Source organism: Streptosporangium becharense (assembly GCF_014204985.1).
In the GTDB taxonomy this organism is placed as follows: domain Bacteria; phylum Actinomycetota; class Actinomycetes; order Streptosporangiales; family Streptosporangiaceae; genus Streptosporangium; species Streptosporangium becharense.
Genome location: NZ_JACHMP010000001.1, coordinates 7,654,251 through 7,674,902 on the forward strand (window position 1 = coordinate 7,654,251; position 20,652 = coordinate 7,674,902).

At 69.9% G+C, this 20,652-nt stretch carries 13 protein-coding genes; 5 read left to right on the forward strand and 8 right to left on the reverse strand.

Annotated elements, in window-relative coordinates:
* The first annotated feature begins 20 nt into the window (after positions 1 to 20).
* Complete coding sequence (locus F4562_RS33050) at positions 21 to 725, forward strand: cytidylate kinase family protein (RefSeq protein WP_184546576.1); 705 nt, start codon at positions 21 to 23, stop codon at positions 723 to 725.
* 68 nt (positions 726 to 793) lie between these two features.
* Here F4562_RS33050 and F4562_RS33055 read toward each other — a convergent pair whose 3' ends face one another.
* The 7 genes from F4562_RS33055 to F4562_RS33085 form a co-directional block, all read right to left on the reverse strand.
* The gene (locus tag F4562_RS33055; protein WP_184546813.1) at positions 794 to 961 is read right to left on the reverse strand and encodes a Tn3 family transposase; all 168 of its coding nucleotides are present in this window, start codon (positions 959 to 961) and stop codon (positions 794 to 796) included.
* A 628-nt stretch (positions 962 to 1,589) separates the two neighbouring features.
* The gene (locus F4562_RS33060; RefSeq protein ID WP_184546575.1) at positions 1,590 to 2,234 is read right to left on the reverse strand and encodes a hypothetical protein; all 645 of its coding nucleotides are present in this window, start codon (positions 2,232 to 2,234) and stop codon (positions 1,590 to 1,592) included.
* Between the two features lie 168 nt (positions 2,235 to 2,402).
* Positions 2,403 to 3,167 (reverse strand): NYN domain-containing protein, encoded by a 765-nt coding sequence (locus F4562_RS33065; RefSeq protein WP_246473623.1) that lies wholly within the window; start codon positions 3,165 to 3,167, stop codon positions 2,403 to 2,405.
* 446 nt (positions 3,168 to 3,613) lie between these two features.
* Positions 3,614 to 6,028, reverse strand: coding sequence for an alpha-L-rhamnosidase (locus F4562_RS33070; RefSeq protein ID WP_184546571.1), 2,415 nt, complete (start codon positions 6,026 to 6,028; stop codon positions 3,614 to 3,616).
* 209 nt (positions 6,029 to 6,237) lie between these two features.
* Positions 6,238 to 7,725, reverse strand: a complete 1,488-nt coding sequence (locus F4562_RS36130) for a glycoside hydrolase family 43 protein (protein WP_184546569.1) — start codon at positions 7,723 to 7,725, stop codon at positions 6,238 to 6,240.
* A gap of 21 nt (positions 7,726 to 7,746) precedes the next feature.
* Positions 7,747 to 8,742: a LacI family DNA-binding transcriptional regulator gene (locus tag F4562_RS33080; protein ID WP_184546567.1), complete on the reverse strand. Its 996-nt coding sequence runs from the start codon at positions 8,740 to 8,742 to the stop codon at positions 7,747 to 7,749.
* Positions 8,743 to 8,825: 83 nt separating this feature from the next.
* Entirely contained in the window at positions 8,826 to 11,747 is a 2,922-nt protein-coding gene (locus tag F4562_RS33085) for a glycoside hydrolase family 2 TIM barrel-domain containing protein (protein ID WP_221207732.1), read from the reverse strand.
* A 503-nt stretch (positions 11,748 to 12,250) separates the two neighbouring features.
* On the opposite strand from F4562_RS33085, the gene F4562_RS33090 reads away from it, so the two are divergent.
* The 4 genes from F4562_RS33090 to F4562_RS33105 are packed head-to-tail and all read left to right on the forward strand — an operon-like array spanning position 12,251 to position 19,674.
* Positions 12,251 to 13,429 (forward strand): glycoside hydrolase family 1 protein, encoded by a 1,179-nt coding sequence (locus tag F4562_RS33090; protein ID WP_184546565.1) that lies wholly within the window; start codon positions 12,251 to 12,253, stop codon positions 13,427 to 13,429.
* Between the two features lie 28 nt (positions 13,430 to 13,457).
* On the forward strand, positions 13,458 to 14,777 hold the full coding sequence (locus F4562_RS33095) for an MFS transporter (RefSeq protein WP_221207731.1): 1,320 nt from the start codon (positions 13,458 to 13,460) through the stop codon (positions 14,775 to 14,777).
* Positions 14,778 to 14,804: 27 nt separating this feature from the next.
* Positions 14,805 to 17,033, forward strand: coding sequence for a beta-glucosidase (locus F4562_RS33100; RefSeq protein ID WP_311734226.1), 2,229 nt, complete (start codon positions 14,805 to 14,807; stop codon positions 17,031 to 17,033).
* 13 nt (positions 17,034 to 17,046) lie between these two features.
* Positions 17,047 to 19,674: a beta-glucosidase family protein gene (locus tag F4562_RS33105; protein WP_221207730.1), complete on the forward strand. Its 2,628-nt coding sequence runs from the start codon at positions 17,047 to 17,049 to the stop codon at positions 19,672 to 19,674.
* On the opposite strand, the gene F4562_RS33110 is transcribed toward F4562_RS33105, so the two are convergent.
* Positions 19,671 to 20,492 carry an IclR family transcriptional regulator gene (locus F4562_RS33110; RefSeq protein WP_184546563.1) on the reverse strand — a complete coding sequence of 274 codons (822 nt, stop codon included), beginning with the start codon at positions 20,490 to 20,492 and terminating at the stop codon, positions 19,671 to 19,673. The two genes, F4562_RS33105 and F4562_RS33110, sit on opposite strands and share 4 nt — an antisense overlap.
* Positions 20,493 to 20,652 lie beyond the last annotated feature (160 nt).

Sequence of the window (20,652 nt, forward strand, 5' to 3'; positions counted from 1 at the left end):
CCCGCAAGAGAGGAGCAACCATGGAACATGGCACCCGCGACGATCTCCTCAGCCGGCTGGCCGAGGAGATCGAGTCCGCTACGACCACGCATCCGCTGCGGGTCGCCATCGACGGGCCGCCCGCCGCCGGCAAGACCACGCTGGCCGACGAACTCACCGTCGTCCTACGCGCGCAGGGCCGCGAGGTCATCCGCGCGACGATCGAAGGTTTCCTGTTCCCTCAGGCGCAGCGCTATCGGCGCGGCCAGTACTCGCCCGAGGGCTGCTACTTCGACAGCCACGACCACGACGCGATGCGCCGGGTTCTGCTCGATCCGCTAGGCCCGGACGGAGACCGAAGGTTCCAGGAGGCGGTCTACCACAGAGAAACGGACACCGCTCTGTCTTTACCGGTCACCACGGCCCCTGCCGACGCTGTGCTCGTGTTCGACGGTGTCTTCCTCCTGCGCCCGGAGCTGATCGACCGGTGGGACCTGAGCATCTTCGTGTCCGCCGCATTCGATCGGACGTTGGATCGGGCCCAGGGGCGAGGGCAGGCGCTGGCCGGATCCGCCGCCGGCGCAGCTGAGATCGAGCGGGCCTGGAACAACCGCTATATCCCGTCCCAGCAGCTCTACTTCGCCACAACCCGCCCGACCGACCACGCCGACATCATCGTGAACAACGACGAGCTCCAGCGGCCGACCTGGGAGGTCCGACCGCACCGATCGGTACCCATGGCCTGAGGACTGCTCTGCGGGTTTCCGTGCCTCTTCCACTACTGACAGATCGGCAGACAGCTCGAACCTCGTTCTTAGGCGGCCAAGCTGAGGTCCAGGCGAGTGTTCATGTCGAGGCGGAACCGCCCGTAGGGGTTGATGTGCACCCAGAACAGTGGCGAGAGCGCCCGGCGGTCCTCGTCGGTGAGCTTCTTCGCCCACTTCGGATCCCGCAGGACGGCCTGGAGGAGCTGGGTGTTGATGCGGTGTGGTCGGGACGCTCTGAACTGGCCCTACCCGGCGGCTTAGGTTCCAGAGCTCGTCGCAACAGTCGATTGACCCCGTGTTGCGAAGATCGCTGGAATCCGCCCCGCCAAGTGGGGCCAATTGGAACCGTTCTGATCAACCAGGCAGCCGCCGGGGGTGGTGGTGTCGATTGCCTCGTGCAGGCTCTTGAAGCCGATGCCGCGCGTGCGCAGGCCGGTCACGATGAGGCCGGCCGGCGAGCGGCTCAGGTAGTCCAGGGCCGCCCACTGCTCCTCGCGTTCGGCGTCCTTGCCGGAGGCCTTGTCGGCGAAGATGCGGATGCACCCGGCGGCGGTCAGCGCGGCCGTCTGCCGGTCGAGGAACTACCCGGTGGTGGAGACGCGGGCGTAGCCGATCAGGGCGCCGGCCGGCTGGGCGGTTTCGGGGAGCAGAAGGTCGTCGTCAAGCGGAGGGCCCGCCACGTGTACGGAGAAGGGCGACCGACAACTTGTTGAACACTCCGACTTTCCAACACGTTTTTCCGACAGTGTCACGCGGGACCAGTGTCCGCTTTGCCCTGATTCTCCGAGTCATCGTGATCACGTTCGAGAAACGATGGATTGAGGGATGCCTGTGGGGGTTGGCTTAGTCCGGGATAGGGCGGGACAACATCAGGTACGGACGCTCTGTGTCGAGCCATCCACGGTCCAGCCGCACTCCTGTGGCCAGTTCAATGGCCGTCAAGAAGCCTGCTTGCCAATCCCAGCCGTCGTCTCTCCCGAGGAAGTCGCTGTCCTCGTAGTCGAGGAAGAAGTTGCTCATCGCCGTCAGTTCGGGCCACCACATCAGATTCGGATGGTCCTGTGGACGTCCGGGGAACAGGCCGTCGATCATGAGAAGAATCTCGCCGTCGATGGCCAGGGACAGGCTGTTCACGGAGTTGACGTTCCAGTGGGCGCTGTAGACGCGGGTGCCGGCACTCAGTAGCCGAAGCGCTACGGCTCCGGGATGGTCGCCGTACAAGACGATTGACGCATCGGATCGGTCCACGATCCAGGCGGGCCCTGGGCGGCAGAGGGGAAGGTGGACGACATCGGGGCTCGTCGCTTCGCGAAGTTCATAGCTTGCTCCTGCGCCCAGGCGTGTGCCCACCTCTTGGAGGGTGGGGGAAACTGCGCCGTCGTCGGGAAGCATGACTGTCCAGCTCAGGTGCACATGCAGCATCGTGTCGCCGATGAGCTGCCGATAGTGTTCATACACGTCATCGGCCGAGGGCTGTCCGGTGTCCATGCTGCGACCTCTTTCGATCATCGTTGAGCGGTCGATGAAGATCTTCGCAGAGGGCAGGAAAGGCGCATGGCGGTCTGCCGCGATCTCGGGCTGAAGGCACTCCCACCACGAGGGTCAGCTAACGGGCGAGACGGAGAAATCGCTGTCCAGGAATCGATTCTGTGGGCCCTATGTGGGGTGGCGCTTGTCCCGGGCATAGATCACGGCGGGTTTCCCGTCACCGGGGATGCGACGGTCCAGGTCGAACAAGGCGGTGGCAGCCATGAGGTCGCTGAGCTTGTTGTAGCCGTAGTTGCGCGCGTCGAAGTCGGGGTGTTGCTTGGTGATGATGTGGCCGACACTGGCCAGGCGCACCCATCCGTCATCGTCGGAGCTGGCCTCGACTGCGTTGCGGAGCAGATCCACCAGAGCGGTGTCGCTTTTCAGCCTGGAGGCCGAGGTGTGCGAAGCAGGGCTGAGGGCAGTGTCCGTAGGGGCGGCGGCCGAGGAAGTGATGAGGTTCTCGATGTAGCTGAACTTGTCGCACGCCGCGACGAAGGGCTTGGGCGTTTTGCGTTCCCCGAATCCATACACGGTGAGGCCGGCCTCGCGGATGCGTGCCGCCAGGCGGGTGAAGTCGCTATCGCTGGAGACCAGGCAGAACCCGTCGAAACGCCCGGAGTGGAGCAGGTCCATGGCGTCGATGACCATGGCCGCGTCGGTGGCGTTCTTGCCGGTGGTGTAGGCGAACTGCTGGATGGGCTGGATCGACTGGGCCAGTAGTTGTTCCTTCCATCCGCGCAGGCTGGTGCCGGTCCAGTCGCCGTAGGCGCGTTTGGCGTGGGCGGTGCCGTACTTGGCGACCTCGGCCAGCAGTTCCTCGATGATCGCGGGCGGAGCGTTGTCGGCGTCGATCAGCACCGCCAGCTTGGCGGAGGTGGTGTCGCTGGCCAAGGCTCCTCCTGCGTCTATCAGGGGTGGACCGCGGTGGGGGTCATCTGGCAGGTGCGGTAAGTCGGCCTTGTCTACCATCTTGCATCTTGCTGCCGGAGAGCTCATCCGCCCGCGCGTGAATGCCTGGTGCTGGCGGGACCCTCCGAGGCATCAGGGGACCTGCTCGCATGTCTTACCGCCGGGCGCCGGTCTGGCCTGCCGTCGTCCTCGTACTCCTGGTGCTCGTGCTCGGAGGCGGAGAGCAGCTCCAACCGCTCGCTGGTGGGCGGCTGGGGGTCAGCTTCAGGCAGCGCCGGCAAGCGCCGGCCAGGATCGGGCCGGGGCGGGGTCTTACTCGGAGGCTACGGCCCCGGGCGACGACCACTCCCCCGTGCCGACCACGAGCTCAACCACAGCCGGATAGGCGACAGTTGATCACCCGAGGCCGCCGGAGTGGCACCCTCCGATCACCGCGATCCTCCCAGTGCGCTCCGCAGGTCGTTCTTCAGCTCCTCGGACGCGCCGGGGATGAAACCGACGATCCGGTTGAGGGAGTACACGGCGGCTTCGGGGGCGGTGCCGTCGAGGGGGATGCCGGGGAAGTGCTTGGCGAACACCTCTCTCAACGCCCGCCACACCGTCAGGTCGCCGGCGAGCGTCTTCAGCGGGGTGTCCATGGTGTACGGCTCGCGGGGGCCGTCCTCACCGGGCGGCTCGCAGTCGAAGGAGTGGGTGCCGCCGGTGATCTCGGTGATCTGGCCGTCGGGCAGCTCGACCAGGGCGTGGGTGCCGTCGGGGACGGTCACCTCGAGGGCGAACCGGTCGGTGACGCACCAGCCGATGCGGACCTCCCCGCGGACGGTCGTGTGGGTGAGGGTGGCGTGGGTGAGGCCGCCGCCGGGCTTGGGGGCGATGCGCATGCGCCGATAGCCGGGTTCGAGCGGGGTCAGGCCGCCGATGGTCTTGTGCAGCCAGTCGCAGACCGCGCCGAGGGCGTAGTGGTTGAGCGAGGTCATGCCGGTGGAGTTGAGAGTGCCGTCGGGCAGGACGGCGTCCCAGCGCTCCCAGATCGTGGTCGCCCCCATGGTGACCGGATACAGGAAGGAGGGACAACCGGTCTCCAGGAGCAGCAGATACGCCTCCTGGAGGTGACCGGTCCTGCTGAGGGCGGGCAGGATCAGCGGGGTTCCCGCGAACCCGGTGGAGATCCTGAATCCGGCCTTGGCGACAAGTTGTGCCAGGCGCGTGCCGGCGTGCGCCTCCTGGGCGGGGTCGAGCAGGTCGAAGCAGATGGCCAGCGCGTAGGCGGTGGCGCTCTCACCGGCGACCCGGCCGTTCCCGGTGACGTATTCGGCGCGGAACGCCTCCCGGGTCCTTTCGGCCAGCGACGCGAAGTGCCCGGCGTCGGCCGTGCCCAGGACGCGGGCGGTGTCGGCCATCTCGCGGGTGGTCTTGGCCAGGTAGGCGGCGGCCACCAGATGCCGGCCGGTCTTGCCCTCTCCGGCGTTGTCCGGCGGCGCGTCGGGGTCGAGCCAGTCGCCGAACTGGAAGCCGCTGCTCCACAGCCCGTCGTCGTCGAGCCGGGTCTCGACGTCGCGGATGAAGGCGGCCATGGAGTCGTGGCAACGCCTGAGGATCTCAGTGTCGCCGTATTCCTGGTACAGGGCCCACGGCAGGCTGACCGCCACGTCGCTCCACAGGGCGGTGGGAGAGGAGGGGGTGGACAGCACGTCCGGCACCACCCAGGGCACGTAGCCCTTCTCTCGCTGCTCGGCGGCGAGGTCTTCCAGCCAGGAGCCGAGAACGCCGCGGACGTCGTACAGGAAGGCGGCGGTGGGGGCGAAGGCGTTGAGGTCGCCGGTCCAGCCGAGCCGTTCGTCGCGTTGCGGGCAGTCGGTCGGCACGCCGACGAAATTGCCGCGCATCGACCAGACGGTGTTCGCGTGCAGGCGGTTGAGCAGGTCGTGGGAGGTGTCGAGCCAGCCGGTCCGGCGCATGTCGCTGTGCACCACCACCGCTCTGACCTCGTCGAAGGGGCCGTCGATCTCGGCGTAGCGGAAGCCGTGGAAGGTGAAGCGCGGCTCCCAGACCTCCTGGCCGCCGCCGCGCAGGGTGTAGCGATCGGTGGACCGGGCCGTGCGCAGGGTTTCGGTGTCGAGCGCGCCGTCTCGCAGGATCTCCGCGTGGCGGATCGTCACGCTCTGCCCGGCCTCGCCGGTGACGGCGAGTCGTACCCAGCCGGAGATGTTCTGCCCGAAGTCGACGATCGTCCTGCCGTCCTTGACGACCGTCTCCACCGGCAGCAGCTCTTCGATCCGGCGGATCGGGGTGGCGACCCTGGGCACCAGCGTGCCGGGGTCCCAGTCGAAGGGTTCCGCCGGGGACCAGGCGCCGGTGAACCCCGGCAGGCTCCAGCCGTCCGGCTCACGCCGGGCGTCGTAGGTCTCGCCGTCGTACAGGCTCGCGGCCAGCACCGCGCCGGTGCCGGCCGTCCACTGCTCGTCGGTGGTGACGATCGTCGTCTGCCCGCCGTGGGTGAGTTCCAGCCGCATGTACAAGGCGGGCCGCTGAGTGTAGTGGTGCCTTTTGCCCTCGTAGCCGAGGCGCCCGGCGGCCCAGCCCTCGCCGACGATCGCGCCCAGGGCGTTGGCGCCCGGGCGGATCAGGTGGGTGACGTCGTAGGTGCTGACCTGGAGCCGGTGCCGGTAGGAGGTCCAGCCGGGTGCCAGCACCTCATCGCCCACCCGGGTGCCGTTCAGGTACGGCTCGACGATGCCCAGTGCGGTCACCTGGAGCCGGGCACGGTCGGGCGGCCCGTCGGAGGTGAACTCGCGCCGGAAGTAGGGCGCCTCGGCGGGGAACGGTGCTGCGACGAACGTCATAGGGCAAGCTCCTCAGCGGACGGAATTGATACGGAGGATGACCGGGCCGCCGGGCAAGGGTGCGGGCGGCGGCGAGATGGCGCAGGGGCGGTTCTTCTCCCCGTCTCCGGCACCCATGGGCGGTCCCGCGGTCGCGAAGGGTGAGATGCGTCCCGGACAGGACGGGGAACGGGCCCCGTCCGTCTACTCCTCGTGGTGCGGGTCGCCCGTCAGGTCCGGACCGTGGCGGTGTGGGCACGGTAGGAGACCTGGTGAACCACGACCTCGCCGGCGACCGGCTCGACGCCGAACGTGCGACCGGTGAAGCCGCCGGCCACCTCCGTCGACAGGTAGCGTCCGTCGAATGCGCCGAGGACCTGGGGCGTCCCGCTGGCGGTGAGGACGGCCAGTTCCACGATGTCGGGCTCCGGCGGCGGCATGGGGCCGGTCGCCGCGGGTTCCCGGACCGAGATGCGCAGCTTCACGCCGTCGCCCGGGGGGACCGGTACCCGCGCGACGGTCGTGCTCGCCGGTCCGATGACCACGGTGGCCTCAACCGTCTCGGCGTCGGCCGTGAGCCCGTACCAGTGGGAACCGTCGATGCCGACGAGGAGGCGCCCGGTGCCCCTGGAGGTGTCGAGCCGGGCCTCCGCGGTCCACTCGGGGTCTCGGGCACGCGTCGCCAGCACCGGCCTCGGGTCGCCCTCGGCGGGCGCTGTCAGCGCGAGGCGGCCGGGCGCCTGCCACCTGGCGAACGTGTGCGGGAACAGGTTCGGTGACACCCAGCGCTGGTCGAGGTCGGAGGAGTCGAACCGATCGACGAACGAGTGGTCCGGCGGAACCGGGGCGAAGCGGTCTTCGTCGACCACAGGCCAGCCGTCGACCCACTCCACGCCCGCGATGAACGTCTCGCGACCGTTGACATGGAACATCGGGCTCTGACCGCGGGGCCGTACCCCGAGATACACCATCGCCCAGGAGCCGTCGGCCAGCTGGACGAGGTCGGCATGGCCGGTGTTCTGCACGCGATGGCCCGTGCTGCGATGAGTGAGGATCGGATTGGTCGGCGCCGCCTCGAAGGGGTCATGCAGGGAACGGGCACGCGCGATGGTGACCGCGTGCCCCCGCTCCGTGCCGCCTTCCGCGAGCATGAGGTACCACCAGCCGTCACGCCGGTAAAGGTGGGGGCCCTCCGGGTACGCCAGTCCCGTGCCGGTCCAGAGCGACCTCGGCGGAGCCAGTATCTTTCCCGTCGCGGGGTCGATCGGCGCGCTGGCGATGCCGGTCAGCTCAGGCGCACTCGACGCCCAGGTGAGGTGGCATGTCCCGTCCTCGTCCCAGGCGAGGTCCGGGTCGATGCCGATGGCGCCGTCCACGTAGACCGGCTCCGACCACGGACCCGCGGGGTCGTCGGCCGAGACGATCAGCTGGCCGCGGTGGATCTCCACCACGTTCGTCGTGACGAGCCAGAACTTCTCCCCGTGGTGGCGAAGCGTCGGCGCGTACACTCCGGTGCTCGCCGGGGCGGCGTGGACGTTCAGCTGGCCGGACCGCTGCAGCGCGTTGGTCACCAACGTCCAGGTGACCAGGTCGGTGCTGCGGTGGATCGGCACCCCCGGTGCGAACTCGAAGCTGGAGTTGGCGATGTAGTACGCCTCCCCCGCCCGGCAGATGGTCGGGTCGGGGTGGAAGCCGGCGATGATGGGCGTTGTCGTCACTGTGCGGCTCTTTCTCCCGGCCTACCGCCGGGTGGACTCGCGGGCCACGACGGTGGCATGGAGGTCGGGAGGGGTCTCGGGCAACGGGCGGTCCTCGGCCGCGTGCAGGGCCAGGTTCGCGAGGTGACGGCCCAGGCCGGCGCTGTCGATGCTCACGCTGGACAGCGACGGATAGAGCATGCTCGCCATCGGCGTGTCGTCGTGACCGATGACGGCCAGGTCACCGGGGACGGACAGGCCGGCCCGCAGCGTGGCGGCCACGGTCATCGCGGCGATGTCGTCGTTGAAGGCGGCCACGGCGGTGACGCCTTTGGCGCTCCACTCCTGTACGGCCCGTGCCACGCTCCCATCGCGATGATCGACCGGACGGACGTCGAGAAGGTCGACGCCGAGCCGGTCGGCTGCCTGCCGCGCCGCTTCGGCCCGCCCCTGTGACAGCACGGAGAAGCGTTCGTTGACGCTCGTCGCGAACCCGAGCCGCCGGTGACCCTGCTCGTGCAGGTATTCGATCTGCAGGTGGGTTCCGGCGGTGAGCGTGGGTGAGGCCAGGGCGGTCCGCTCCTGCTGCAACTGAGGAATGATCTTGGTGATGCCGCCGGTGAGCATGGACGCCCGTTCGGCGTCGGTGATGGGCGTCCAGGCGATGACGACATCCGGGTTGAGCAGCTCCCACAGGGGCCGGGCGTGACCGCTTTCGTGACGGGTGTAGGTCACCAGGGCGTAGCCGGCGTCGTCGAGGATGCGGGAGGCCGTCTCCAGGTTCTGGCGCAGGGTGTGCTCCATCGGCCAGTCCGGCAGCACCAGCAGGATGATCATGCTGCGTCCGCTGGCGAGGGCCTGGGCGGTCCGGTGCGGGCGGTAACCCAGGCGCGCGGCCTCGGCCAGGACGCGCTCGCGGGTGGCGGCGGGGATGGTCTGACCCGGGGTGTTGTTGAGCACGTATCCCACGGTGGTGCGGGACAGTCCCAGGGAGCGGGCGACGTCCGCCGCGGTGACCCGCCTTCTTCGCTCCGTCACGAAAACCTCACCTCTGGCTGCGATAGAGCTTGCACGCGCAAGTCCTATCAATATCCCATGACATGGCCGGCGCTCGACCGTCCTCACGCGCTCGCGTCCGTGAGCGTCAGGCGCCACTGCCAGCCGTACTCACGCTGTGACAGCCGGTACGCGGGCCGGGTGTCCGGGCCCAGCAGTCCGGTGCCGACGCCGCGGTGGGCGATGTCGAGGTGGACGACGGTCTTTGCGCTCGGCCGCAGTTCCCACCAGTGCGCGGCCGCCTCCAGCTCGCTGACCGCGTAACGGCTCACGTTCATGTGCAGCGGCGTCGCGTGCACGGTCCGCACGGTTCCGGCCGGGCCGGACAGGTGTAGTTCGGTGACCTCCCCGCGGCCGCCGTTCTCCTGCGGCTTCAGGTACGGCACGGCGAGATCGCCGATGGGGCTCTCCCAGGCGCCGAGCAGGGCCGAGGTCCGCCGGTCGGGGTAGTTCTCCCACGGCCCCAGCCCCACCCAGCGGGCCTGCTCGAAGCCGTCGACGAGCTCGAACTCCATCCCCACGCGCAGCCCGTCGCCGGTGACGCCGGGCAGCGTCACACGCTCGGCCAGCAGGTAGTCGCCCTCGTCCAGCACGGTGACGGTGCGGGTGTGCACGACCTCGTCGCCGAAGGCCGCGCGGTAGCGGATGGTGGCCGTCGCCGCGTCGGTGCGGACATCGACGGGGGTGAGTTGGAAGAAGCCGGAGCGAAGGAACCGGTTGTCCAGGGCGAACGACTGGTCGTTGTCGGTGAGCGCCCGCCACAGGGACAGCCGCGGCTCCCGGCGCAACAGCGGATGACGCAGTTCGGCGTGCGCGGTGCCGGTGCCGCGGGGAAGGCGCGGCAGCGGGCGGGGGAAGGTGACCTGGTGGGCGGAGATCTCCGTGCCCGCCGGAGCCCACACGGCGTCCCGGCGCGTGCGCACGGTCACGGTGAGGGCCAGGGCCGTGCCGAACAGGACGCGGATCGACTCGGGCACCTCGACGGCGACCTCCGTGCCCGGCGCCGCCGGCGGCGCCGCGAGTGTGACCGCACCCACCGGCCCGGCTTCGGTTTCCACCTGTAGCCGCAGGTCGTAGGCGCCGAGGTCGGCGAAGGTCTGCCGGTTGCGCAGCCGCAGCGTACCGGCCCGTGCCTCCTCGGCGCCGGAGGTGACGCGGACCGGACTGAACAGGCCGCGCGCCTCGTACAGCGCCGGCTTGGGGGTGAGGTCGGGGAAGACCACGCCGTTGAGGAGCGTGGTGCCGTCGTTGGGCTCGTCGCCGAAGTCGCCGCCGTAGCGGTAGCGGCCGTCACCGTCGGGGTCGAGCGCGTGGTCCTTGAATTCCCAGATGAAGCCGCCCTGCAGGCCCGGCAGGTTCTCGAACAACCGCCAGTACTCGGCCAGTCCGCCGGTCGAGTTCCCCTGCGAATAGGCGTATTCGCACACGATGACCGGCCGGTCGGCCCGTGGGTCGGCCGAGAACGCCGCCAGGGCCTCGAACGAGGGATACATCGGGCAGACCAGGTCACTGGCCGCGTGACCGGCGTGCCAGTCCCGGGCGATCGCGCCTTCGTAGTGCAGCGGCCGGGTCGGGTCGACGCTGCGCACCCAGGCTGCGGCGGCGTCGTGGCCGGGACCGTAACCGGTCTCGTTGCCGAGCGACCAGATGATCACGCAAGGGTGGTTGCGGTCGCGCAGCACCATCCGGGAGACCCGCTCGAGGAACTCGGGCAGGTAACGCGGGTCGTGGGCGAGCGTGGTCGTGAAGGCGTGTCCTTCGATGTCGGCCTCGTCGACGACGTAGAAGCCGATCTCGTCGCACAGGTCGAGCAGGACCGGGTCGTTGGGGTAGTGCGAGGTGCGGATCGCGTTGACGTTGAACCGCTTGAGCAGCGACAGCTCGGCGAGCATCAGTTCGCGGGAGATGACGCGGCCGGTGCGCGGGTCCACATCGTGGCGGTTGACCCCTTGGATGAGCACGCGCTCGCCGTTGACCAGCAGGTCACGCCCCTGGACGCGTACGCGGCGGAAGCCGATTCGCAGCCGTACCGCGTCCGCCACGTCGCCGCCGGGCGATATCAGCTGGACCAGGAGGTCTTCCAGGTGCGGCGTCTCAGCCGTCCAGGGGGCGACCTCGAGCGCGCCGAGGGTGAACACCGCGGTGCCCGCCTTCGCCTGCGGCGGCATCATGCCGTCGGCCACCGGACGCAGTTCCTCGGCGATGGGCGCGTCGGCCGCGCGCAGGCTGAGCAGATCCAGGAGGCCGTCGGGGACGCCCTGCGGCTCTGACCGCTTCGAGCGGTCGGACAGTGGCGTCGTGAAGGCGGGCTCGACCACGCGCGGGGCGATCGGGCTCGTCTCCGTCCGGCCGAGCACCTCGATCCGGGCCGACCACCCGGTCTCGTGGAGGTGGTCCAGGCCGACCGTGGCCACCGTCACTTCCAAGCTCCCGTGCCCGGCCTCGTAGTCCGCCACCACGGCCACGTCGGCCAGGTGCACTTCCGGCACGGTGTAGAGGAACACCGACCGGGACAGGCCGGACTGCCACCAGTGGTCCTGGTCCTCCAGGTAGGTGGCCGCCGACCATTTGGCGACCCGGAGCTCGATCGTGTTGGAGCCCTCGGTCACGGCGTCGGTGACGTCGAACTCGGCCGCGAGATGCGAGTCGGTGCTGGTGCCGACGGCACGGCCGTTGACCGTGACGCTCAGGTGCCCTTCGGCCGCGCCGACGTGCAGGATCGTCCGCCGCCCCGGATACGGCGCCAGGTTCACGCTCCGGCGGTAGACACCGGTCGGATTGTGCCGCGGGACCGCGGGAGGCACCTCGTCGAACGGCATCGCGATGTTCAGGTAATGCGGCCGATCGGTCTTCTCCCGCATGGTCCACAGCTCCGGCACCTCGACGCTCTTCCACTCCCGCTCGTGCGGCAGGAGCCGGAACTTCCACGTTCCGTCGAGGTCGATGTCGGGCGTACGGCGCAACGCCCCCATGGGCAGGCGGTTCACGGATGGCACTCCTCGCTGAGCGTGCGGGCGTCGACGGGCATGGCGTCCGGGCCGGCCACGGCGGCCGGGCTGGTCCGGGCCGGCCGCCCGCGACGCGCGTCCCGGTCCCGGCGCGACATCCCTGGCGGGCGGATGGGGCCCTCACTGTAGGCAGTGAAACTTACGCGCGCAAGTACTTGTGCGTGAAAGTTGAGGCAGCTACGGTACCGGGCAAGCTTGCACGCGAAAGCATTCGGAAACGGTGGCGTAACACCACCGGACCGATCCCGAGCGCCTGAAAGACCTGCCCTCCCACCCCGCCAACACCCTCACGTCGATCCAGGGGGCGTCCCCACCGCCCCGCCACTCCTCCCCCGGACCCGTCAAAGGGTTCCCGTACGAGATCGACGGCCTTCCGCCGGTCGGCTCGCACGGGATCGGGCGCCTTCCGCCGGGGTGGCGGCCCGACCACGACATCGACCGGCTCTCGGCATCCCACCAGTACCCGCACACGGAGAAACCCGATGTCCCGATCCTTTCCCGACCGCTTCCTATGGGGAGCCTCCACCGCCGCCCACCAGATCGAAGGCAACAACCTCAACAACGACTGGTGGCAGCTGGAGCACATCGCCGCGGACCACGGGGTGCAGTTCAGCGGGGACGCGCTGGACAGCTATCACCGCTACCACGAAGACATGCGTCTCCTCGCCGACGCGGGCTTCAACGCCTACCGGTTCAGCATCGAGTGGTCCCGCATCGAGCCGAGTCCCGGCAGGTTCTCGCGAGCCGAACTCGCCCACTACCGCCGCATGATCGAGACGGCTCTCCGGCTGGGTCTCACCCCCGTCGTCACGCTGCACCATTTCACTCATCCGATCTGGTTCGGCGAGCGCGGCGCATGGCTCGGCGACGGTGCCGTCGACACGTTCTGCCGTTATGTCGAGCAGGCCTGCACCATCCTCGACGGCGTCGAGTGGATCTGCACGATCAACGAGCCGAACATCGTCGCCGTCAACCACGGCCAGCAGCGGCGCCTGGCGGAAGGCAAGGAGTACCAGTTCGTCGGTGCCCTGCCCGACGCCGAGATCGGACAGGTCCTCATCGCCGCCCACCGCGCCGCCGCACCACTGGTCCGCGGGGCGACCGGCGCCAAAGTCGGCTGGACGGTCGCCAATCAGGCGCTCCTGCCCGTCCCCGGCTGCGAGAGCAAGCACGCCGAAGTCCAGCACATCTGGGAGGACATGTACCTGGAGCCGGCCCGTGACGACGACTTCGTCGGCGTGCAGTCCTACACCAGCCAGCCCGTCGACGACAACGGCGTCGTCCCTCACCCCGACCACCCGGACAACACCATCATGGGCTGGGCCTACCGGCCGGACGCTCTCGGCATCGCCGTACGGCACACCCGCGACGTCGTCGGTGACGTACCGATCGTCGTCACGGAGAACGGCATCGCCACCTCCGACGACTCCCGGCGCATCGCCTACACCGAAGGCGCGCTCGCGGCGCTTCACGAGGCCATCAGCGAAGGCGCCGACGTACGGGGATATCTGCACTGGAGCCTTCTCGACAACTTCGAGTGGGGCCGGTGGGAGCCCACCTTCGGACTGGTGGCGGTGAACCGGGAGACCTTCGAACGCCGGCCCAAGCCAAGCCTTCACTGGCTCGGACGAATCGCACGGGCCAACGCCCTGACGACCTAGACCCACCCGGTTTGCCAATGGAGGCATCGTGACCCCCCCGAACCCCCCTGCCGAGCCGCCGGAAGCCGTCGCCGAGGCCCTTCTCGCCGGCCGTGAGGAGCTCATCGCGAGCGCCGCGCCGCCGCAGAACCCGCCCCGAGTCGGCGCCTGGACCATCACGGTCTACGCGCTGACGATGTTCGGCTTCCAGCTGACGTTGCTGCTGCCGACCCTGTTCAGCCTCGCCTACAAAGTGCAGCTGATCGATCCGGCGAACAAGGATGCGAGCCTGGGCTTCGTCCTCGGCCTCGGCGGGCTGATCAGCCTCGTCGTGAGCCTGCCCGCGGGCGTGCTGAGCGACGGAACCCGGCTGGGATGGGGACGGCGGCGGCCCTTCCTCGCGGCGGGTCTCGTGCTGTCGGCCCTCGGCGCGCTGATCATCGCCGTAGCCCCGACGATCACGGTCATGCTGGCCGGCTATGTCGTCGTGGGAGTTGCCAACGCCGCGATCGGCACCGCCGTCAACCCGTTCCTCGCCGAGCAGGTGCCGGCGGAGCAGCGTGGCAAGGTGGGGGCGCTCGGTGGAGTGACCGCCGCGGTCGCGGGTGTGGGGGCGACGCTGCTCGGCAGTTTCCTGACGGCGAGCATCTATGTGCTGTTCCTGACCCCGGTGGCCGTCCTCGGCGTCGCGGCACTGCTGTACCTGCTGGTGATCCCCGATCGGCCGGCGCCCGAGGACATGCGGGTCGGATCGATCCTCGACGTGTTCAAGAACATCTGGTTCAACCCGCTCAAGCACCCCGACTTCGCGCTGGTCTGGCTCGGGAAATTCTGCCTGTCGTTCGGGTCCACGTTCTTCAGCACCTACCAGCTGTACCTCCTGCAGGACCGCTTGGGCCTCACCCCCGAGCAGGCAGGACGTCAGCTCGCGGCCGTCGGCGGGCTCAGCCTGCTGGCGCTGGTCGGTTCCTCGATCGCCGGCGGGACGCTCTCCGACCGGTTCAAGCGGCGCAAGCCGTTCATCTACCTCGCGACCGGGCTCATCGTGGCCGGCCTCGCCGTCGCCGCGAGCGCACCCTCGATGCTGCTCTTCGCCGTCGGTGGGGTCCTGCTGTCGGCGGGCACCGGCGCGTTCAACTCGGTCGACCTCGCCCTCGCCTCGGACGTCATGCCCGAGAAGGACAAAGCGGGCAAGTACATGAACATCTACTACCTCTCCGGCACCCTCGCGGGCGTCCTCGCCCCGCTGATGGCCTCCGTGATCCTGCGGCTCGGCGGCGGAGGGAACTACGGCGTCCTGTTCCTGTCGGGCGCGGTCCTCGGGCTCGGTGCCGTGGTGACCACGGCGAAGATCCGCAGCGTGCGCTGATTCCGATTCCTCGAAGCTGGAGTACCTGTGACACACGAGCAGCACCCCGCTGCCCTTGACGGCATCACGCTGGAGAAGAAGGTCGCCCTGCTGTCCGGCCGTGACTTCTGGACCACCGAGAGCCTGCCGGAGGCAGGCGTCGAAGGCATCACCATGGCGGACGGGCCCCACGGGCTTCGCAGGCAGTCCGGCGAGCACGACCACCTGGCCATGTTCTCCAGCGACCCGGCCACCTGCTTCCCCCCGGCGGTCGCGGTCGGGACCAGCTGGGACGTCGACGTCGCCGCGCGCGTCGGCGCCGCCATCGGCCGGGAAGCGGTCGCGCAAGGTGTCGACCTCGTGCTCGGGCCCGGCGTCAACATCAAGCGCTCCCCCGTGTGCGGACGCAACTTCGAGTACTACTCGGAGGACCCGTACCTGTCCGGAGTGCTCGCAGCGGCGTTCGTCCGGCATCTGCAGGCGGAAGGGCCGGGCGTGTCGGTCAAGCACTTCGCCGCCAACAACCAGGAGACGAACCGGCAGACGATCAGCGCGGACGTCGATCCGCGCACCCTGCGGGAGATCTACCTCCCGGCGTTCGAGCACGTCGTGCGTGAAGCCCGGCCGGCGACCGTCATGGCGGCCTACAACAAGATCAACGGCGTCTTCGCCTCCGAGAACCGCTGGCTGCTGACGGACCTGCTGCGCGACGAGTGGGGCTTCGAAGGTGCGGTCGTCTCCGACTGGAACGCCGTCGTCGACCGCGTCGCCGCACTGCGAGCCGGCCTCGACCTCGAAATGCCGGGAGGCGACGCGGGCCGCGACCACGAGGTGCTCCAAGCCGTCCGCGCCGGCGAACTCGACGAGTCCGTCGTCGACGTGAGCGTGCGCCGCATCGCGGCGCTGGACGCCCGGCGCGGCAGCCGCACGGCCGAGGCCGACCTCGATGCCCACCACGCACTGGCCCGGGAGCTCGCCGCCGAGTGCGCCGTCCTGCTCCGCAACGAGCACGACACGCTGCCCTTGCGAGGCGGCGTCCGGATCGCCGTGCTCGGTGAGCTCGCCGAGCACCCCCGGACACAGGGCGGGGGCAGCGCGCACGTGAACGCCTCCCGGGTCGACGTCCCGGTGGACGAGATCCGGGCGGTGGCCGCGGCACACGGATCGGCCGTCGCCTACGCCGCCGGGTACCGCCTGGACGAGCCCGGCTCGCAGGGGCTCGCCGCCGAAGCGGTGCGGGCGGCTCGGGAGTGCGACGTCGCCGTCGTCTTCGCCGGGCTCAGCGAGCGCTGGGAATCCGAAGGCGTCGACCGCGACTCGCTCGACCTGCCCGCGGAGCAGGTCGCGCTGATCCGCGCCGTCGCCGGCGTCGCTCTGCGGACGGTCGTCGTGCTGTCCGCCGGCGGGGTCGTCTCGCTCGAGCCGTGGCACGACGACGTCGACGCGGTGCTCGGGGCCTTCGTCCTGGGGCAGGGCGGTGGGCGTGCGATCGCCGATCTGCTGTTCGGCGCGCGCAACCCCTCGGGGCACCTCGCGGAGACGATCCCGGTACGCCTGCACGACCACGCCAGCTCGCTGAACTTCCCGGGCGAGCAGGGCCACGTCCGCTACGGCGAGGGGGTGTACGTCGGCTACCGGCAGTTCAGCACGTTCGGCACGCCGGTCCGCTATCCGTTCGGCCACGGGCTGTCGTACACGACCTTCGTCACCCGCTCGGTGTCGGCGCGGGTCACGGGTCCGGACACCGCCACGGTCGACGTGCAGGTGCAGAACACCGGAGGGCGAGAGGGCAAGCACGTCGTGCAGGTGTACGTGGCGACCACGGCGGGGCCGGTGCGGCGTCCCGTGCGGGAACTGCGGGCGTTCACGAAGATCGACCTCGGCCCCGGGCAGACGGAGACCGTACGGTTCGAGCTCGGCCGCCGCGCGTTCGCGTACTGGGACATCGACGCCGGCGCGTGGGTCGTCGCACCGGGCACGTACGAGGTGCAGGTCGGCCCGGACGCGCACACGGTGGAGGTGACGACGAGCGTCGAGCTGACCGGTGAGATCGTCGCCCGGGAGGTCACGCTCGATTCCACCGTCGGCGCCTGGCTCGAACATCCCGTCATCGCGGAGCCCACCCTGGAAGCGCTCGGATTCGCGGAAGCGACGATCTCCGAGGAGCACATGGCGATGGTCAGGTCGATGACCATGCGCCAGTTCATCAACATCTCCGGCCTCGATCTGCCCGTCGGACGGCTGGAAGAGCTGGCCGCGACCTCACGCACCCACTGAAAGGACACTCGTCTTGCATCCCGAACAGCCCTACCGTGACGCGTCGCTGCCGGTGGACGAGCGGGTCGCGGATCTGCTCGGCCGGATGACCCTCGAGGAGAAGGCCGCGCAACTCGCCGCCCCCACCGCACCGGCGATCGACGTCCACGACCCGCCGTCCACCGGATGGGGCGGCGTCGTCGCGGCGCTGGCGAGTCTCGAATCGTCCCCGCGCGAGATCGCCGCCGCGATCAACGAACTGCAGCGCAAACACGTCGAGGACACACGGCTGGGCATTCCCGTTCTCGTCGCCGAAGAGGCCCTGGTCGGGTTGAAGATCCAAGGTGCGACCATGTTCCCCGACGCGATCGCCCAGGCCGCCACCTGGGACCCGGAGCTGATCGAGCGGATGGGCACCGCGATCGGGATCCAGATGGCACGCACCGGCGTCCGGCAGGCGCTGTCGCCGCTGGCCGACACGGCCCGGGATCCACGCTGGGGCCGGGTGGAGGAGACCTACGGCGAAGAGCCGTACCTCGTCGGCTCGATGGCCACCGCGTTCGTCCGCGGCATGCAGGAGGCGGACGCCGGGACGCCGCTCGTCGCGACGGTGAAGCACTTCCTCGGCTACAGCGCCAGCGCCGGTGGCCGCAACACCGACTCGGCCTCGATCGGCCCGCGCGAGCTGCGTGAGGTTCACTCGGTGCCGTTCGAGATGGTGATCCGCGACGGTGGGGCACGCGGCATCATGCCGGCGTACGTCGACATCGACGGCGTTCCGGTGACCGGTTCGCGGGCGTACCTCACCGGCCTGCTCCGCGACGAGCTGGGCTTCGAGGGGCTGGTCATCTCCGACCTCGGCGCCGTCAACCAGCTCTACACCAAGCACGGCACCGCGCACAGCGACGCGGCCGCGAGCGCTCAGGCCGTGCGCGCCGGGGTGCACCTGGACCTCGTCTCCCGGCTGACGACCGGGGATCTGATCGAGGCGGTCGAGTCCGGGCTCCTCCCGACGGCCGACCTGGACCTGGCGGTGAGCACGGTTCTGCGGACGAAGTTCGAGCTGGGGCTGTTCGAGCGGCCCTATGTCGACCTGGACGCGGTGCCGGAGACTCTCGACCCCGCGGAGACCCGCGGCCTGGCTCGCGAGATCGCCGAGCGGTCGGTCGTCCTGCTCCGCAACGAGCCGGTCGACGGCGTTCCCCTCCTTCCGCTCGACCCGGGCACCGCGACGATCGCGGTGCTCGGCCCGAACGCCGACCGCCTGCTGGGACAGCTGGGCGACTACAGCTACCCGGTGCTCGACAGCATGACGAAGCGGTTCGCGCTCGCCACGGACCCGACGGCCCGCGCGGACGAGGTCGCCGAGTTCGGCGGCTCGACGGGAGCGGACCGGGTCCGCCTGATGGTGGAGTCCGTACCGGTGGTCACGTTCCTCGACGGGATCCGCGCCAGGGCCCACGGTGCGAGGGTGCTGTACGAGCCCGGATGTCCCGTGCAGGAGGAGGACCGCTCGGGCATCCCCGCGGCCGTCGAAGCGGCGAGGTCCGCGGACGTCGCCGTGGTCGTCGTCGGGGACCAGGCGGGTATCAACGCCTTCGGCACCGTCGGTGAGGGCCTGGACAGCGCCACGTGCGAGCTGCCCGGTGTTCAGCGGGAACTGGTCGAGGCGGTCCTGGCCACGGGCACGCCGACCGTCGTCGTGCTCAGCCACGGCCGGCCCTACTCGCTGAGGTGGATGGCCGACTCCGTTCCCGCGATCGTGACGAGCTGGTTCGGCGGGGAGGAGGCCGGCGGTGCCGCCGCCGCCGTGCTCTTCGGTGACGTCAATCCCGCCGGGCGGCTGCCCGTCTCCTTCCTCGACTTCGGCGGCAGCGCACCCCTGCCCTACTGGCGGGCGGCGCAGACTCCCGCCTACGTCGAGGGACGCGCGGGGGCCACGTTCCCGTTCGGGCACGGTCTGAGCTACACGACTTTCGCCTACCGCGACGTCGAGATCGGCCGGCCGGACGTACCGACCGACGGTGAGGTCGAGCTGTCGTTCACGGTGGTGAACGTCGGAGATCGTGCCGGTGACGAGGTCGTCCAGGTGTACGGGCAGGACGTGATCGCACGGACCGCGCGGCCCCGGCGCAAGCTGGTCGCGTTCCGGCGGGTGTCGCTGGAGGCCGGCGCCGTGGTGCGGATCACGGCGACGGTGCCGGCGAGCATGTTCGCGCTGTGGGACCCCGACGAGGGCTGGCTCGTCGAACCGGGGAAGATCAAGTTCTTCGTCGGCGGGTCGTCCGCTCAGATACGCCTGCGCACGTCGGTCACGCTCACCGGCGACGTTCACCGGGCGGGCCCGGGCCGTGCTCTCACCAGTTCGGTCTCGGTGATCCCGGTCGACCCCGACGCCGAGCCGGCCACGCGGAGCGCGGCCGCGCGTGCCGCCGCGCTCCGGGCGGCGGCTCCGCTCTCCGGCGACAACACCGTCCTGGAGTGGCTCGAACACCCGGTCGGCGGCGACCTGCTGCGCGGCCTGCTCCAGGGAGCCGACGAAGAGACGCTCGCACCGGCGTTCGGAATGTCGCTCCAGCAGATGGCGATGTACAGCGGCGGCCGGATCACCACCGAGACCGTCGATCGGCTCGTCGCGGAGGCGCACGCGCGGCAAGGCTAGCGATGGTGGCCGAGCTGGGCCGAGAGGCGGTCGGCCGCTTCGATGAGCGGGGGGATCGCCTGCTGCATGTGTGATTTGAAGCGGGTGCTCGGCCCGGAGACGCTGATCGCCGCGATCACGCCGCCGTCGTGGTCGAACACGGGTGCGGCGATCGACGCGGCGCCTTCCTGGCGCTCGCCCAGCGAGGTGGCGTATCCCCGGCGGCGGATCGCGGCCAGTTCGGCCCGGAGCTTCGCCTGGTCGGTGATCGTCCTGGTGGTGAGCGCCTCCAGTCTGTGGCGGGTCAGGTAGCCCTCGATCTCCTCCTGCCGGAGGAATGCCAGGATCACCTTGGAGGAGCTGCCCGCGTGCAGCGGGTAGGGGATGCCGAGCGAGACCTCCATCCTGAGCTCCTGTTCGGGGACGACCTGCTCCACGTACAGGCGGGTGTCGCCGCGCCGGATGGACAGGGTGGCGGTCTCCCCCGCGTGGGCGGCCAGGCGGCGCAGCTCCGGTCCGGCCATGACGCGCAGGTCGGTGCGGGCCAGGTAGGCGCGGCCGAGGGAGATCGCGGCGTGTCCCAGGGAGTAGCGCCTGGTGACGGGGTCGGCCGCGATGAGCTGGCGGCTGCGCAGCGCGGTCAGGATGCGGTGCACGGCCGCCTTGGTGAGCCCGAGTTCGGTGGCGATCTCGGTCACTCCCAGGTCGGGGCGGGTGCTGCGGCCGAAGAGCAGCAGGACGTCCATGGCGCGTTCCACGGCCGCGATGGACCGGCTCTGGCTGTCGTCCTCGTCCGTGGTGTCCGCCGCCTGTGCGCTGGTGTTGGCCTGGGCTGGCACCTGGCCCCCTCGTGTGCTGAAGCTTTCTCGGCAGGGATCCACTCTACGGCGAAGCATTTCCCCAAGGGAAACGCCGTCACATTGACACCCTCGCCGCGCCTCGTTACCTTCAGCGGTACAGCGTTTCCTTCAATGGAACAGTGAGGGGCTGTGGCGACTG